General features: G+C 64.0%; 17 protein-coding genes. 12 read left to right on the top strand and 5 right to left on the bottom strand.

What is annotated here, in order from left to right:
• Nucleotides 1–124: 124 nt before the first annotated feature.
• On the top strand, nucleotides 125–325 hold the full coding sequence (locus ACVW16_RS14205; RefSeq protein WP_456699814.1) for a hypothetical protein: 201 nt from the start codon (nucleotides 125–127) through the stop codon (nucleotides 323–325).
• A 172-nt stretch (nucleotides 326–497) separates the two neighbouring features.
• A complete protein-coding gene (locus ACVW16_RS14200) occupies nucleotides 498–1,649 on the top strand; it encodes a DUF3095 domain-containing protein (protein WP_456737169.1) in 1,152 nt (383 codons plus the stop codon).
• On the opposite strand, the gene ACVW16_RS14195 is transcribed toward ACVW16_RS14200, so the two are convergent.
• Complete coding sequence (locus ACVW16_RS14195; protein WP_456737170.1) at nucleotides 1,646–2,086, bottom strand: DUF2147 domain-containing protein; 441 nt, start codon at nucleotides 2,084–2,086, stop codon at nucleotides 1,646–1,648. The two genes, ACVW16_RS14200 and ACVW16_RS14195, sit on opposite strands and share 4 nt — an antisense overlap.
• A gap of 133 nt (nucleotides 2,087–2,219) precedes the next feature.
• On the bottom strand, nucleotides 2,220–2,747 hold the full coding sequence (locus ACVW16_RS14190; protein ID WP_456737171.1) for a GNAT family N-acetyltransferase: 528 nt from the start codon (nucleotides 2,745–2,747) through the stop codon (nucleotides 2,220–2,222).
• 234 nt (nucleotides 2,748–2,981) lie between these two features.
• Here ACVW16_RS14190 and ACVW16_RS14185 point away from each other — a divergent pair, with 234 nt between their 5' ends.
• The 10 genes from ACVW16_RS14185 (at nucleotide 2,982) to ACVW16_RS14140 (ending at nucleotide 10,606) form a co-directional block, all read left to right on the top strand.
• The gene (locus ACVW16_RS14185; protein ID WP_456699810.1) at nucleotides 2,982–3,578 is read left to right on the top strand and encodes a superoxide dismutase; all 597 of its coding nucleotides are present in this window, start codon (nucleotides 2,982–2,984) and stop codon (nucleotides 3,576–3,578) included.
• A gap of 140 nt (nucleotides 3,579–3,718) precedes the next feature.
• Complete coding sequence (locus ACVW16_RS14180; RefSeq protein WP_456737172.1) at nucleotides 3,719–3,943, top strand: hypothetical protein; 225 nt, start codon at nucleotides 3,719–3,721, stop codon at nucleotides 3,941–3,943.
• A 2-nt stretch (nucleotides 3,944–3,945) separates the two neighbouring features.
• The gene (locus ACVW16_RS14175) at nucleotides 3,946–4,701 is read left to right on the top strand and encodes a metal ABC transporter ATP-binding protein (protein ID WP_456737173.1); all 756 of its coding nucleotides are present in this window, start codon (nucleotides 3,946–3,948) and stop codon (nucleotides 4,699–4,701) included.
• A 6-nt stretch (nucleotides 4,702–4,707) separates the two neighbouring features.
• Nucleotides 4,708–5,577, top strand: a complete 870-nt coding sequence (locus ACVW16_RS14170) for a metal ABC transporter permease (RefSeq protein ID WP_456699807.1) — start codon at nucleotides 4,708–4,710, stop codon at nucleotides 5,575–5,577.
• A gap of 2 nt (nucleotides 5,578–5,579) precedes the next feature.
• Nucleotides 5,580–6,443, top strand: coding sequence for a metal ABC transporter substrate-binding protein (locus ACVW16_RS14165; RefSeq protein WP_456737174.1), 864 nt, complete (start codon nucleotides 5,580–5,582; stop codon nucleotides 6,441–6,443).
• A gap of 56 nt (nucleotides 6,444–6,499) precedes the next feature.
• Nucleotides 6,500–7,546 (top strand): CobW family GTP-binding protein, encoded by a 1,047-nt coding sequence (locus ACVW16_RS14160; protein WP_456737175.1) that lies wholly within the window; start codon nucleotides 6,500–6,502, stop codon nucleotides 7,544–7,546.
• On the top strand, nucleotides 7,546–8,565 hold the full coding sequence (locus ACVW16_RS14155; RefSeq protein WP_456699804.1) for a WD40 repeat domain-containing protein: 1,020 nt from the start codon (nucleotides 7,546–7,548) through the stop codon (nucleotides 8,563–8,565). Before ACVW16_RS14160 ends, ACVW16_RS14155 begins: the two co-directional genes overlap by 1 nt.
• A 30-nt stretch (nucleotides 8,566–8,595) precedes the next feature.
• Nucleotides 8,596–9,312 (top strand): MgtC/SapB family protein, encoded by a 717-nt coding sequence (locus tag ACVW16_RS14150; protein WP_456699803.1) that lies wholly within the window; start codon nucleotides 8,596–8,598, stop codon nucleotides 9,310–9,312.
• 100 nt (nucleotides 9,313–9,412) lie between these two features.
• Entirely contained in the window at nucleotides 9,413–9,751 is a 339-nt protein-coding gene (locus tag ACVW16_RS14145) for a hypothetical protein (RefSeq protein WP_456802615.1), read from the top strand.
• Between the two features lie 114 nt (nucleotides 9,752–9,865).
• A complete protein-coding gene (locus tag ACVW16_RS14140) occupies nucleotides 9,866–10,606 on the top strand; it encodes an acetoacetate decarboxylase (RefSeq protein ID WP_456737176.1) in 741 nt (246 codons plus the stop codon).
• Between the two features lie 27 nt (nucleotides 10,607–10,633).
• Here ACVW16_RS14140 and ACVW16_RS14135 read toward each other — a convergent pair whose 3' ends face one another.
• The 3 genes from ACVW16_RS14135 to ACVW16_RS14125 form a co-directional block, all read right to left on the bottom strand.
• Nucleotides 10,634–12,241, bottom strand: a complete 1,608-nt coding sequence (locus ACVW16_RS14135; protein WP_456737177.1) for an argininosuccinate lyase — start codon at nucleotides 12,239–12,241, stop codon at nucleotides 10,634–10,636.
• 101 nt (nucleotides 12,242–12,342) lie between these two features.
• The gene (locus ACVW16_RS14130; protein ID WP_456699800.1) at nucleotides 12,343–13,785 is read right to left on the bottom strand and encodes a homospermidine synthase; all 1,443 of its coding nucleotides are present in this window, start codon (nucleotides 13,783–13,785) and stop codon (nucleotides 12,343–12,345) included.
• An 83-nt stretch (nucleotides 13,786–13,868) separates the two neighbouring features.
• Complete coding sequence (locus ACVW16_RS14125; RefSeq protein ID WP_456699799.1) at nucleotides 13,869–14,258, bottom strand: RidA family protein; 390 nt, start codon at nucleotides 14,256–14,258, stop codon at nucleotides 13,869–13,871.
• Nucleotides 14,259–14,311: the final 53 nt, after the last annotated feature.

Raw genomic sequence — 14,311 nt, 5'->3', positions numbered from 1 at the left:
GGAGCCCGGCGGACACAATTGCCTTGATCTGGCCCAATGACATCTTGCCGGATTTGGTCGTAAGATGCCGCGTCATCGAATGAGTTACGTCAATCGAACTGCCCTAAACGACAGGGAGCAGTCCATGGCCTCTCAAAGTCTCGGCCAAACGCCCGTGCAGCCCTCGCCCGCGAAACTGGACGATACGCGCTGCCCGCCGATGTCGCATCAAAACTCCAGCGGCAACGGCCACGAAATGTATCCGCAGCAATTTGTGCGGCTGATCGGCTGTCATGACATGCCGGCATCCGCGTTGCGCAAGCGCGAGGACGAGAAGCTGCACTAGCGCCGTATCCTGCGACATCGCCGACGAACGGCGCCGGGCCAGCCTGCTCCGGCATCTTGTTGTTGTCCTCCATTTCGCCAATGATGCGCTGTCGCTCGGGACAGCCGGCAGGTGAACCCCGATCGATCCCGCCCCGTATCTGTTCTCGTGCAAACCTGACCGGCTTCCTGCGATGACAGCCGACTCCTTTTACGGCAGCATCCCCGTTTTCCGGGGCTTCACCCGGCTGATGGAGCCGAAACTCTATTCGCCGCTGCCGGACGACTGGAGCGTCGGCGTCGCCGACATCGTCGAATCCACCAAGGCGATTGCGGCGCAGCGTTACAAGGCCGTCAACATGGCCGGCGCCGCCGTGATCGCGGCGGTGACGAATGCGCTCGAGGGACGCGAATTTCCCTTCGTGTTCGGCGGCGACGGCGCCAGCTTTGCGGTCGCGCCTGGCGATCTCGAAGCCGCTCGCGAAGCTTTGGCTGCGACGGCGACCTGGGTCCGGGAAGACCTCGACCTGAAGATGCGCGTCGCGCTGGTGCCGGTGAGTGCCATCCGCGCAAAAGGTCTCGACGTACGCGTCGCGCGTTTCGGTCCGTCGGCCAATTTGTCCTATGCGATGTTCTCCGGCGGTGGGCTCGCCTTCGCCGACGCCGCGATGAAGCGTGGCGAGTTCGCCGTCGCTGAGGCGCCCGCGGGGACGCAGCCCGATCTTTCCGGCCTGTCCTGCCGCTTCGAGGTGATGCCGGCGTCGCGCGGGCTGATTCTGTCGGTGCTGGTGATGCCCGCGCGCGACGCCGATCCGCTGGCGTTCCGAAAAGTGATCGAGGACATCATCCACCTGGTCGAGCGCAGTCCGGATGCGGGGCGTCCCGTGCCGCCGCAGGGGCCGCCGCTGAAATGGCCGCCGCAGGGGCTGGACTACGAGGCTCGGGCGATCCGGGGAGGCTCGTTGTTCAAGCGCCGCGCAGGGCTGCTCGCCTATACGTTCTTTGCTTATGTCCTGATGCGCTTCGACATCAACGCCGGCGGCTTCCTGCCGAAAGTCTACAAGCGCCAGGTGGTCGAGAATTCCGACTTCCGAAAGTATGACGACGGCCTGCGCATGATTCTCGACTGCACGCCGGAGCTCGAACGCGCCTTGAGCGAGCGTCTCGTCGCCGCTGCGCGCGACGGCATCGTACGCTATGGGCTCTATCAGCAGGATGCCGCGATGATGACCTGCTTCACGCCCTCCGCGTTGCGGAGCGACCACGTGCACTTCATCGACGGTGCGCGCGGCGGTTACGCGTCGGCGGCCGCGGCACTCAAGGCGATGGTGGCGGCTGTGAGCTAGTGTCCCGCGCGCGTCCAGGTCTCGCCGCCGCAGAGCGCGCCGACGCAGCCTTCGACGCGCAGCGTCTCTGCCCCGGTCACGGTGATGCTGCTCGCATAGGTGCTGCCGTCATCGGCATTGTAGATCTGGCCCGACCATTTGTTCGATCCTGCCGGCTGCATGCCGGAGAATAATGGCAGGCCGATCATCGAGCGCCTGGCGAGCGCGGGATTGGGATTCTTGCTGTCGGTTGCGGGCTGGCCGGTCGCGGTGTCGTATGGCTCTTTCAGCCAGGTGATGACGCCGCAGAGGCCGCCGCCGCATTTGCTGATTTTCACGCGGGCATCGCCCGCCTGGGTCAGCCAGGTCCCGCTCGCGCCGACGCTCTGTGCATGAGCAGCCATTGCGCCGGACAGCGCAGCCAGAAGGGCGGTGAGAGCGGCAATTCTGCGGGACATGGGAGGGCCTCGGAATGAAGTGCCTCCAATAGCAGTAATTCCGGATCGTGCAACGCCTGATGGAATCACATTCCTGCGCTCATTTGCCCCCGCGCAGCAGGTGGCCGAGGCCGCCGTCGAAAACCTCAGGCTCTCACCAGGGCAGGCCGCAGAGGTCGATGGTGCCGAGCGTCGGCGCGCGCACGATGTTGAAGACGTAGGGCGCCATGACATCGAAGCGGATTCGCCCTTCAGGCTGCCTGCAATAGACTTCGCCCTTGAAAGGCAGCCAGCTGCGGGCCTCGTAGAACGCGAAATTGTGCGGCTCGCAGAACAGGATCGCGAAGCGAACCGCCTCGTTGGCGCGCATGGTGTGAACGGCGGCGTCGATTGCCATGGTCGCATAACCTCTGTTGCGGCGGTCCTCGCGCGTGCAGACGCCGCCGATGCCGCCGACATGCGTCTTCTGTCCATTCCAGGTGATGGTGCGGAAATAGATGCCGACATGGCAGACGAGCCCGTCCTCGGGCGTCTCGATCAGCACACGCAAATCGGCATTGGCCCATTTGATGTGACCCCAGGGCCGCTTCGCGACGATATCGGGTCCCCAGACCGCCCGATGCAGCGGCTTGGCGATCGGCCACGAGGCGTCGCCGTTCAAAATGTCGATCTCAATACTCATGGCTCTGCCTCGTCCCGGCCTCGATGGCGCATTCGTTCTGTCATAACCGCTTCAAAGGCAACGATATTTTGCAGCACATCGGGGCCGACATCCACTTGCCTGCGGCGAACTTGTGCAAATGGGCCCGCGCGATCGCATCACGCCTTTTCGCAAATTGGCGGTATTTAACGCCGCAGGAACCTTCTATAAGGGGTCACCGTTAGATGTTCCCCACCAAGTTGCGGACAAGAAGCCATGACCTTTACGCTGCCCCCACTCCCTTACGCCTATGACGCCCTCGGCCAGTTCATGTCGAAGGAGACGCTGGAATTCCACCACGACAAGCATCATCAGGCCTACGTCACCAACGGCAACAACGCGCTCAAGGGCACCGAATGGGAAGGCAAGTCCCTTGAAGAGATCGTCAAGGGCTCGTTCGGCAAGAATCCCGCGGTGTTCAACAATGCCGGCCAGCACTACAACCACATCCACTTCTGGAGCTGGATGAAGCCCAATGGCGGCGGCAACAAGCTGCCGGGCAAGCTCGAGAAGAAGATCAACGAAGACCTCGGCGGCCTCGAGAAGTTCAAGACAGACTTCCAGGCGGCGGGCGTCGGCCAGTTCGGCTCCGGCTGGTGCTGGCTGTCCGTGAAGAACGGCAAGCTCGAAATCTCCAAGACCGCGAACGGCGAGAATCCGCTGGTGCACGGCGCCACGCCGATCCTCGGCTGCGACGTCTGGGAGCACTCCTACTACATCGACTATCGCAACCGTCGTCCCGATTATCTCAAGGCGTTCGTCGAGAACCTCGTGAACTGGGAATACGTCGAGTCCCTGTTCGAGAAGGCGTAACTCGTCGTTCGCGGCGCTGTGCCGCCCTGGAAGGGCGCAACAACAGAGGCGGTCGCTCGCGCGGCCGCCTTTTTGCTGCCGAAAGCGCCGCCGAGGGCGGGCATGGACAGATGTAATGTTATAATATAACGTCCATAGTCATGGTTCCCGCCGCGTCCCACAGCCATAATCACGGCCATTCCCACGACCATGCGCATTCGCACGGGCATGACCACAGCCACGCCCATGTCCACGATCCAGCGTCTCCACATCCGGCCCAGGACGCGCCCTGGTCGATCCTGCGCATGACCGGGGCGGGCCGTCTCTCGGCCGCTGCCGCCGCCTGCGCCGCGCTCTGGGTCGTCGTCTGGCTGGCGATGAGGTGACCATGGCAGCGCTTCACTTTCACAACGTCACGCTCGGCTATGACCGCCATCCGGCCGTGCACCACCTCAACGGCGAGGTCGCATCAGGCGCGCTGGTCGCCGTGATCGGCCCGAATGGCGCCGGCAAGTCGACGCTGCTGCGCGGCATCGTGGGCATCCTCAAACCGCTCGACGGCAGCATCCATCTCGGCAGGTTGGACGCCCGTGACATCGCCTATCTGCCGCAGAGCGCGGACATCGACCGCACCTTCCCGATCTCGGTGTTCGATTTCGTCGGCACCGGGCTGTGGCGCGGGACGGGCCTGTTCGGCGGCATCGGCAAGGCCGCGCGTGCAAGGATCCTGCGCGCGATCGCATCCGTTGGCCTCAATGGCTTCGAGAACCGCCCGATCGGCACGCTCTCGGGCGGGCAGATGCAGCGCGTGCTGTTCGCGCGCGTGCTGCTCCAGGACGCGAGGCTGATCGTGCTCGACGAACCCTTCAACGCCATCGACAGCAAGACCATTGCCGATCTGCTCGCACTGGTGAAGCATTGGCACGCCGAAGGCCGCACCGTGCTGGCCGCACTCCACGACATGGAGATGGTGCGCACGCATTTCAGCGAGACGTTGATTTTGGCGCGTGGTCCCGTGGCGTGGGGGCCGACGGCAGAGGTGCTGACGCCTGAGAATCTGATGATCGCGATGCGGATGTGCGAGGCTTTTGACGACAGCGCGTCCGCCTGCGCGGCTGATGATGTCAGCTCGCGGGCGGCGTGACCGCAGATGATCTATGACGCGCTGATCGGTCCGTTCATCGAATTCGAGTTCATGCGGCGCGCGCTCGCCGCAATCATCGCGCTGGCGTTGGCGGGCGCCCCGATCGGCGTTTTCCTGATGCTGCGGCGGATGAGCCTCGTGGGTGACGCCATGGCCCATGCGATCCTGCCTGGTGCCGCCATCGGCTTCCTGCTCTCCGGCCTCAATCTGTTCGCGATGACGGCTGGTGGCCTGATCGCCGGATTTGCAGTTGCGATCCTCGCCGGTGTGGTCGCGCGCTCGACCGGGCTGAAGGAGGACGCCTCGCTTGCGACCTTCTATCTGGCCTCGCTGGCACTCGGCGTCACCATCGTCTCGATCAAGGGCACCAATATCGACCTGCTCCATGTCTTGTTTGGAAACATCCTGGCGATGGATGACCAGACGCTGCTCGTTGTCGCGTTCAACGCCACGGTGACGCTGCTCGTGCTCGCGGTGATCTATCGCCCCCTGGTGATCGAGAGTGTCGACCCGCTATTTTTGCGTACGGTCAGCCGCGCCGGCGGCCCCGCGCATCTCGCCTTCCTCGCCCTCGTCGTCATCAACCTCGTCAACGGCTTTCAGGCGCTCGGCACGCTGCTGGCGGTCGGCCTGATGATCCTGCCGGCAGGAATCGCGCGGTTCTGGTCGCGCGATCTGACGGTGATGATCTGCATTGCTGTCGTCGTTGCCGGGCTCTCGGGCTATGCCGGCCTCGTATTGTCGTTCCAGACCCGCGTGCCGTCGGGCCCTGCGATCATTCTGGTCGCGACCGTGCTCTACATCGTCTCTGTCCTGTTCGGCCGCGTCGGCGGCCTCGTCAGGCAGATGTTTCCCGGCCGGCATCTGGAGGCGTGACGATGCGCAGCCTCCTGATCTTTGCCTTGCTGCTGATCGGCTCACCGTTGCATGCTGCGGAGCGACTCAATGTCGTCGCGAGCTTCTCGATCCTCGGCGACTTCGTCCGCACGATCGGTGGTGACGACGTCAACCTGACGACGCTGGTCGGCCCGGACAGCGACGTGCACGTCTACACGCCCGCGCCCGGTGATGCGAAACGCATCGCCGACGCAAAACTCGTCGTCGTCAACGGGCTGGGGCTGGAGGGCTGGCTGCCGCGCCTGGTGCAGTCTTCCGGCGGCAAGGCGCAAATGGTCACCGCGACCGCCGGCATCGCGCCGCTGAAGCTCGGCTCGGCCGCCGATCCGCATGCCTGGCAGTCCGTGCCGAACGCGAAGGTCTACGTCACCGGTATCGCCAATGCGCTCATCACGGCGGCCCCGGATGACGCGGAATTTTTCCGCAGCCGGCTCAAAGCCTATCTGGAACAGCTCGACGCGCTCGACCATGAGGTCCGGGACGCGATGGCCAGGATCCCCCCTGAGCGGCGCAAGGTGATCTCGACCCACGATGCCTTCGGCTATTTCGCCGCCGAATATGGCATCCAGTTCATCGCGCCGCTGGGCGTCTCCACCGAAACCGAGCCCAGCGCGCGGGATATCGCCGCCATCATCGGCCAGATCAAGGCCCAGAAAATCCCGGCAGTTTTTCTGGAAAATATCAGCGATGACCGCCTGATCCGGCGGATCGCGGCCGAGACCGGCGCAAAGGTCGGCGGGACCCTGATTTCGGACGGTTTGACCGGCGAAAAGGGGCCTGCACCCACTTACATTGACATGGTCAGGCACAATATAAAGGCCCTGACCAGCGCGCTTGACCATTAGGGCCGGGGGCCACCCCGCCTGGCGTCGCGCGAAAAGCCCGATAGTCCGGAGTTGTTATGCCTGAAGCGACCTCGTCAAAAATTCCCGTGACCGTCCTGACCGGCTATCTCGGTGCCGGCAAGACCACGCTCCTGAACCGCATTCTGTCGGAAAACCACGGCAAGAAATACGCCGTCATCGTCAACGAATTCGGCGAGATCGGCATCGACAACGACCTCATCATCGGCGCCGATGAGGAAGTGTTCGAGATGAACAATGGCTGTATCTGCTGCACCGTGCGCGGCGACCTCGTCCGCATCATGGACGGGTTGATGAAGCGCAAGGGCAAGTTCGACGCCATCATCGTCGAGACCACAGGCCTTGCCGATCCGGCGCCGGTCGCCCAGACCTTCTTCGTCGACGAGGACGTGCAGAAGAACGCGCGGCTCGATGCGGTCGTCACGGTCGCCGATGCCAAATGGCTGTCCGATCGTCTGAAGGACGCACCCGAAGCCAAGAACCAGATCGCGTTTGCCGACGTCATCGTGCTGAACAAGACCGATCTCGTCACCAAGCCCGAGCTTGCGGAAGTCGAGGCTCGCATCCGTGGCATCAACCCCTATGCGAAACTGCATCGCACCGAGCGCTGCTCGGTGGCGCTGGCCGACGTGCTCGATCGTGGCGCGTTCGATCTCGACCGCATCCTCGACATTGAGCCTGATTTCCTGACGGCCGACGACCATGATCACGACCATGATCATGATCACCATCACGGCCACGACCATCATCACGATCACGGCCACGGCCTGAAGCACTATCACGACGAGGACATGCAGTCGCTCTCGCTCAAGACCGACAAGCCGCTCGATCCAAATGTCTTCATGCCCTGGCTCCAGAACCTGGTGCAGGTCGAGGGCGGCAAGATCCTGCGCTCCAAGGGCATCCTCGCCTTCCATGACGACGACGACCGCTACGTGTTCCAGGGCGTCCACATGATGCTGGAAGGTAACCACCAACGGAAGTGGAAGGAGGGCGAGCCCCGCGAGAGCCGCCTCGTCTTCATCGGCCGCGAGTTGCCGGAAGAGCTCATTCGCACGGGCTTCGAGAGCTGCATCGTCTCGTGATGAAAGAGTTTACGCCCGCTCCCGATTCCGCCTCGATCGTCTCCGTCACCGACCGCGTCAAGCCTGTCACGCTTGGCATGGGTGTAACCTCGGTGCATTTCCTCGGGGATCGTGCCGCTTTTGTCGGCGGCGAGGAGAATGTCGCCTTCGTCGATGCCAAGGGCGAGATCAGCACCGTGGCCGTTCACAGCGGCGGCATTCTCTCGACGGCCTCCGACGGCAAGCGGCTCGTGATGGGCGGCGACGACGGCAAGGTCGTCTCGGTCGATACCAAGGGCGAGGTGACGCTGCTCGCCACCGATCCGAAACGGCGCTGGATCGACGCCGTGGCGTTGCATCCTGATGGTGCCTTCGCCTGGTCGGCCGGCAAGACGGCGACCGTCAAGAGCGGCCAGGCCGAGGCAAAGTCGCTCGATGTGCCCTCGACCGTCGGTGGTCTCGCGTTCGCGCCCAAGGGCTTGCGGCTCGCGATCGCGCATTACAACGGCGCGACGCTGTGGTTTCCCAACATGGACGGATCGGCCGAATTCCTGCCCTGGGCCGGCTCGCATCTCGGCGTCACCTTCAGCCCCGACAACAAGTTCCTGGTCACCAGCATGCATGAGGCCGCCCTGCACGGCTGGCGTCTCGCCGACAACAGGCACATGCGCATGACCGGCTATCCCGGCCGGGTCCGCTCGATGTCCTGGAGTGCGGGCGGCAAGGGGTTGGCGACCTCAGGCGCCGACACCGTCATCATCTGGCCGTTTGCCGGCAAGGACGGCCCGATGGGCAAGGAGCCCGCGATGCTGGCGCCGCTGCAGGCACGCGTGGCGGTGGTCGCTTGCCATCCGAAGAACGACATTCTGGCCTGCGGCTACAGCGATGGCACGGTGCTGATGGTGCGAATGGAGGATGGCGCCGAGATCCTGGTCCGCCGCAACGGCACGCCGCCGGTGGCCGGGCTCGCCTGGAACGCCAAGGGCACGCAACTCGCCTTCGCCGACGAAAATGGGGACGGCGGCCTGCTGGAGCTTTGATCTGTCATGGTTCCGGTCGTATAGGGCACCATGCGATTTCTCACGACCTTCCAGCTCGCTGATTTCGCCGACACGCTGGTCAGCCTGTTTACGGCGTTCGTGCTGGGCACGCTGATCGGCGCCGAGCGGCAATACAGGCAACGCACCGCCGGCCTGCGCACCAACGTGCTGGTCGCGGTGGGTGCCGCAGCCTTCGTCGATCTCGCCATGCATCTGGACGGCGCTGATGGTGCTGTGCGGGTGATCGCCTATGTCGTCTCCGGTATCGGCTTTCTCGGTGCCGGCGTCATCATGAAGCAGGGCATGGACGTGCGTGGCCTGAACACGGCGGCGACGCTGTGGGCTTCGGCGGCCGTGGGATCATGCGCCGGCGCCGACATGGTGGCGCAGGCGGCGGCGCTCACCGTATTCGTCATTGCCGGCAACACCATGCTGCGCCCGCTGGTCAACGCAATCAACCGCATTCCGCTGAACGAGAAGGCATTGGAGGCGACCTATTACTTCAAGCTCGCCGTCGCGGCCGACGCGCTGCCTGACATGCGCGACCGTCTCGTCGACAAGCTCGAGGCCGCGAAGTATCCGGTGGCCGACGTCGACGTCGCCGAGATTGGCGACGACATTCTGGAGATTGTCGCCAAGCTGGTGGCAACTGCGGTCGATCCGAACGAGCTGAACGCGGTCGCGACCGATCTCCAGCACCTGCCCGGCGTGAGCCACGCCACCTGGGAAGTCAGCACCACGGAATAGCCTGCCCTTCTGGCGCACGAGCCCACGGTTCCAGTCATGCAGGGGGCGGAACCCCAGTCCCGGAAATTCGTTGATCCCGCAGATGAAGGCGGTGATCGATATGCCCGGCCAGAATGACAAGCGAAACCTGAAGCTCGACCTGACGATCGCCTGCACGCTGTTCGTAGCGGGCGTCGTCGTTTCGGTGATGTCGCTGGCGCAAATCCGCGCCGAAAACCGGATGGAGCTGGCGCAGGCGACGCAGCCGCTGCAGGGCACGCCATCCACCGATCAGGACAAGACGCCCGCCGAGGCAAAGCCAGGCGGCGAACGTCCGACCACGCCGGCTCCCCAGCCGGCGCGTCCCGATCCGCAGACGCAAGGCGCGGCGGGTGCTGCCAAACCGGCATTGCCGCCGGCTCCGGCCGAGAAAATCGCGCCACGGCTCGAGAAGAAATAGGCTCGACGGTCGCGCAATTTGACGCGCATGTGACGTCTGATGCCCAGCCAATGACCTCGCCATGGCGCGCGGGCCGCTCCATAATCCGTCGAACCAACGACAGATGGGGCTTCCATGAAGATCGAGGACGTTCGCCGTAACGCTTATTCGATGCCGCTCACGAACCCGTCATTCCCGCCGGGGCCATATCGCTTTTTCAACCGCGAATATTTCATCATCACCTACAGGACCGATCCAGAAGCCCTTGCCGCCATCGTGCCCGAGCCGCTCGAGGTGGCGGAGCCGGTGGTGAAATACGAATTCATCCGCATGCCCGACTCGACCGGCTTCGGCGACTACACCGAGACCGGGCAGGTGATCCCGGTCCGCTTCAAGGGCGAGCTCGGCGCCTACACCCACGCGATGTATCTCGACGACGAAGGCCCGATCGCCGGTGGCCGCGAGCTGTGGGGCTTTCCGAAGAAGCTGGCGCGGCCGAAGATCGAGGTCGAGAGCGACGTGCTGGTCGGCTCGCTGCATTATGGTTCGGTGCTCTGTGCCTCCGCGACCATGGGCTACAAGCACCGCAAGGTCGATCTTGACGGGGTGCTCCAGCCGATGAAGGCACCGAACTTCATCCTGAAGATCATCCCGCATGTCGACGGCAGCCCCCGGATCTGCGAGCTGGTGCGCTTCCACCTCGAGGACATCACCTTGAAGGAAGCCTGGACCGGACCCGGTGCGCTCGGCCTGTTTCCTCACGCGCTCTGCGATGTCGCTCGGCTGCCGGTGCGCGAGGTGCTGTCGGCGCTGCACTTCAAAGCGGACCTGACGCTCGGGCTCGGCAGCGTTGCGTTCGATTACATGGCGAGATGACGTGAGAGGGCATGACGCGCCCCGGTCCTAATGCGCCGCGTCGTTGGGCAGGAGTGCCGCAAACGCCTGATCGAGCGCGCTATCGGCCTTCGCGAGCTTGTCGCGCTGGGCGGCAAGCCAGAGCCTGTCCGCATCGAGGCGCTGCTGGGCCGCCTTGAGCATGCGTGCAGTCTCCTCCGGCTGGGGACCGCCGACGCCCTTGGTATGCGCCACGATCCATTCCGGTGACATCGCTTCCCTGAATTCGGCCTCGCTCATCGGGAAGGGTCTCGCCGGCATGTTGAATTTGGCAAGCGTCCTGGCGAAGAGGTCGGTCACTTCGTTGAAGGGGATGGTCTTGGGCGTGAGATCCAGCGGCCGTGCATAGCTGACCATTTGCGATGCAAAGCCATGGCCGACGCGGAACGGGATCTGGTGCGCCTGCAGCAGCAGCTCGGCGAGGTTCATGGTCGAGGTCCAGTCGCTCTCCAGCTCCTCCCTGGCGCGGGCCTTGTTGACCACGATCGCATCCAACACCCGGTCGGTGGCGGTGACCATGTTGACGGCACGCGGGAACAGGCCGATGTCCTCGGACTGGGACTTGGAATCGACCATGCCCGACATGACGTTGTGCGCGCGGATCGACACCGCCGCCGACAGCCCCACGACATCTGAAGCCGCGATCCTCGCCTGCATGATCAGACCCGGATTGCGCTTCTGCGGCATCGAGCTGCTGGTGTAGGTCGAGCCCTCCTGCAGCAATAGCCACGGTCGTATCTCGGCGTATTGGGTATGCAGATCCTGCATCATCGCGCCGATGCGGATGGCGGCCGAATTGGCGATCGCGGTGGCTTCGAGCTGGTTGTCGAACGGGATCACCTGGTTGGCATCCATCGAATTCTCGACGACGCCGTCAAACCCGAGCAGCTCGGCGAGACGCGTGCGGTTCAGCGGCCAGATCGAGCCCGACATGACGCCGACGCCCATCGGGCTGAGGTTGAGCCGGCGATAGGCCTCGCTGACGCGCTGCTGGTCGCGCTCGAACGATTCCTCATAGGCCAGCAGGTAATGACCATAGGTGATCGGCACCGCCTGCACCCCGTTGGTGTAGCCGGGCATCAACGCATCGAGATTGTCGGCCGCCTTGCCGAGCAGCTTGGCACGCAATCCCAGCAAGGACTCGGCAAAATCCAGCGTCTGGTTGCGCAGTTTGGCCGCGCGAAAGGTCGCGTACATGTCCTGACGGCTGCGCCCGGCATGGATGACGGAGGCTTCCTCGCCGACCTTGTCGGTCATGATCTTCTCGATCTGAAGGACGTCGCTGGGGCGCTTGCCGTCGGGCTCACGCGCCTGGCGGATCGTGTAGTCCACGCCGGCGGCGATCAGCTGGCCGGTCTTTTTCGGGAAGATGCCTTCCTCCACCAGCATCACGGTGGAGGCCTTGTTGATCTTGTTGAGCCAGTAGAACTGGTCCTCGGCGGCGTCCGATGTGCTGGTCGAGGGCTGCGCGTCCCTGGGAGCGTTGGCGCCGATCTTGGCCGCGTTTTCGTTGCATTCCTGCGTGGTCTTGCAGGGCAACTGACCGGTGTCCGCGGCCCATGCGTGAGACGCGATCAGGAGGCTGACGCCTCCGGCGATGCAGGCGATATGCTTCATGCGGACCTCCCGGTTGCCGTGCGACCGGGCGGTTGGTTAGCACCCCGGCCGGCGGAAGGCTATGAGCCTCCCGCTCATTGCGGCCCGGGCAGGTGCGCCTGTCAGCGCACCAGGATATTCTTGAACTGCCAGGGATCGCTGGTGTCGATATCCTCCGGGAACAGTCCCGGACGATCCGTCAGCGGCGTCCAATCGGTGTAGAAGCCTTTCACCGGGCCGAGGTATGGCAGCTGGATTTCCAGCAGGCGGTCGAAATCCATCTCGTCGGCTTCGACGATGCCTTCGTTCGGGTTCTCCAGCGCCCACACCATGCCGCCGAGCACGGCGGAGGTCACCTGCAGGCCGGTGGCGTTCTGATACGGCGCAAGTGCGCGGGTCTCTTCGATCGAGAGCTGCGAGCCGTACCAATAGGCATTGTTCTCGTGGCCGAACAGCAGCACGCCGAGCTCGTCGATGCCGTCGACGATCTCGTTTTCATCCAAGATGTGGTGCTTCTCCTGCATCTTGGCGGCGCGGCCGAACATCTCGTGCAGCGACAGCACGGCATCGTCGGCCGGGTGATAGGCATAGTGACAGGTCGGCCGGTAGATCGCCTTGCCCGAGGCATCACGCACCGTGAAGTAATCGGCGATCGAGATCGATTCGTTGTGGGTGACGAGGAAGCCGTACTGCGCCCCGCGGGTCGGGCACCAGGTGCGCACGCGCGTGTTGGCGCCGGGCTGCATCAGATAGATCGCCGCGCCGCAGCCGGCTTCGTGGGTCCGCGCATTCTCGGGCATCCATTTCTCATGGGTGCCCCAGCCGAGCTCGGACGGCTGCACGCCTTCCGAGAGGAAGCCTTCCACCGACCAGGTGTTGACGAAGACGTCGGGCTCCTTCGGCGTCTTGGAGCGCTGGGTGTCGCGTTCGGCGATGTGGATGCCCTTGATGCCGGCCTGCCGCATCAGATCGGCCCATTCGGCCTTGGTCTTGGGCCGGGGCGCATTGAGCTTCAGATCGGCGGCGACGTTGAGCAGCGCCTGCTTGACGAAAAACGAGACCATGCCGGGATTGGCGCCGCAGCAGGACACGGCTGTCGTCGAGCCCGCCGGGCGCGCCTTCTTGGCGGCCAGCGTCACTTCCCGCAGCGCGTAGTTGGAGCGCGCTTCCGGGCCCTTGGTCGAATCGAAATAGAAGCCGAGCCAGGGCTCGTTGACCGTATCGATATAGAGCGCGCCGAGCTCGTTGCAGAGCTCCATGATGTCGGTCGAGCCGGTGTCGACAGAGAGATTGACGCAAAAGCCCTGGCCGCCGCCTTCGGTGAGCAGCGGGGTCAGCAATTCCCGGTAATTCTCCCTGGTCACGGCCTTCTGGATGAAGCGCACATTCTGCTTCTCGCAATGCGCCTTGCGGCCCTCGTCCCTGGGATCGATCACGGTGACGCGCGACTTGTCGTAATCGAGATGGCGCTCGATCAGCGGCAAGGTGCCTTTGCCGATGGAGCCGAAGCCGACCATGACGATGGGACCGGTGATCTTCGCGTAGATCTGCGAGGGAGGGCTCATGGGATGGTTTCTCCGGAACGTGCTGGCGGACGATTGCTGGGTGAATCAGGCGCTGCGGCGCTTGTTAGATGCTGCGGCGCTTGTTAGATGCTGCGGCGCTTGGCGGTGACTTCGATCTCGACCTTCATCTCGGGCTTGAGAAGGGCCGAGACGACGAGCAGCGTGGCGGCCGGACGGATCTCGCCGAGGACCTCGCCACATACAGCAAAATGCGCATCCGCGTCCTTGGCATCTGTGAGGTAGTAGGTCGCACGGACGATGTCGGCCATCTCGAAACCGCCCTCCTTCAGGGCCGCTTCGATGGTCTTGAAGCAGTTGCGTGACTGGCTCGTGACATCGTCAGGCATCGTCATCGTCGCGTAGTCATAGCCGGTGGTTCCGGCGACGAAGCAGAACTCGCCGTCGACCACAGCGCGGCTGTAGCCGGCGGTCTTCTCAAACGGGGAGCCGGTGGAAATCAGGCGACGGGACATGGGTTCGGCCTCGACTGAAGGGGGAATTTCGTGGGGTTAAAGGGCGTTTCCGG

Source organism: Bradyrhizobium sp. USDA 4474, assembly GCF_054057515.1.
The sequence above is the reverse complement of the archived record's forward strand: the minus strand, read 5'-3'. Positions and strand labels throughout refer to the sequence as shown.

Coding starts and splice junctions, on each gene's coding strand:
- ACVW16_RS14195 (WP_456737170.1), bottom strand. CDS start 2,086: ATGTCCCGCAGAATTGCCGCTCTCACCGCCCTTCTGGCTGCGCTGTCC.
- ACVW16_RS14135 (WP_456737177.1), bottom strand. CDS start 12,241: ATGAAGCATATCGCCTGCATCGCCGGAGGCGTCAGCCTCCTGATCGCG.
- ACVW16_RS14170 (WP_456699807.1), top strand. CDS start 4,708: ATGATCTATGACGCGCTGATCGGTCCGTTCATCGAATTCGAGTTCATG.
- ACVW16_RS14190 (WP_456737171.1), bottom strand. CDS start 2,747: ATGAGTATTGAGATCGACATTTTGAACGGCGACGCCTCGTGGCCGATC.
- ACVW16_RS14145 (WP_456802615.1), top strand. CDS start 9,413: ATGCCCGGCCAGAATGACAAGCGAAACCTGAAGCTCGACCTGACGATC.
- ACVW16_RS14150 (WP_456699803.1), top strand. CDS start 8,596: ATGCGATTTCTCACGACCTTCCAGCTCGCTGATTTCGCCGACACGCTG.
- ACVW16_RS14130 (WP_456699800.1), bottom strand. CDS start 13,785: ATGAGCCCTCCCTCGCAGATCTACGCGAAGATCACCGGTCCCATCGTC.
- ACVW16_RS14175 (WP_456737173.1), top strand. CDS start 3,946: ATGGCAGCGCTTCACTTTCACAACGTCACGCTCGGCTATGACCGCCAT.
- ACVW16_RS14180 (WP_456737172.1), top strand. CDS start 3,719: ATGGTTCCCGCCGCGTCCCACAGCCATAATCACGGCCATTCCCACGAC.
- ACVW16_RS14125 (WP_456699799.1), bottom strand. CDS start 14,258: ATGTCCCGTCGCCTGATTTCCACCGGCTCCCCGTTTGAGAAGACCGCC.
- ACVW16_RS14205 (WP_456699814.1), top strand. CDS start 125: ATGGCCTCTCAAAGTCTCGGCCAAACGCCCGTGCAGCCCTCGCCCGCG.
- ACVW16_RS14160 (WP_456737175.1), top strand. CDS start 6,500: ATGCCTGAAGCGACCTCGTCAAAAATTCCCGTGACCGTCCTGACCGGC.
- ACVW16_RS14200 (WP_456737169.1), top strand. CDS start 498: ATGACAGCCGACTCCTTTTACGGCAGCATCCCCGTTTTCCGGGGCTTC.
- ACVW16_RS14140 (WP_456737176.1), top strand. CDS start 9,866: ATGAAGATCGAGGACGTTCGCCGTAACGCTTATTCGATGCCGCTCACG.
- ACVW16_RS14185 (WP_456699810.1), top strand. CDS start 2,982: ATGACCTTTACGCTGCCCCCACTCCCTTACGCCTATGACGCCCTCGGC.
- ACVW16_RS14155 (WP_456699804.1), top strand. CDS start 7,546: ATGAAAGAGTTTACGCCCGCTCCCGATTCCGCCTCGATCGTCTCCGTC.
- ACVW16_RS14165 (WP_456737174.1), top strand. CDS start 5,580: ATGCGCAGCCTCCTGATCTTTGCCTTGCTGCTGATCGGCTCACCGTTG.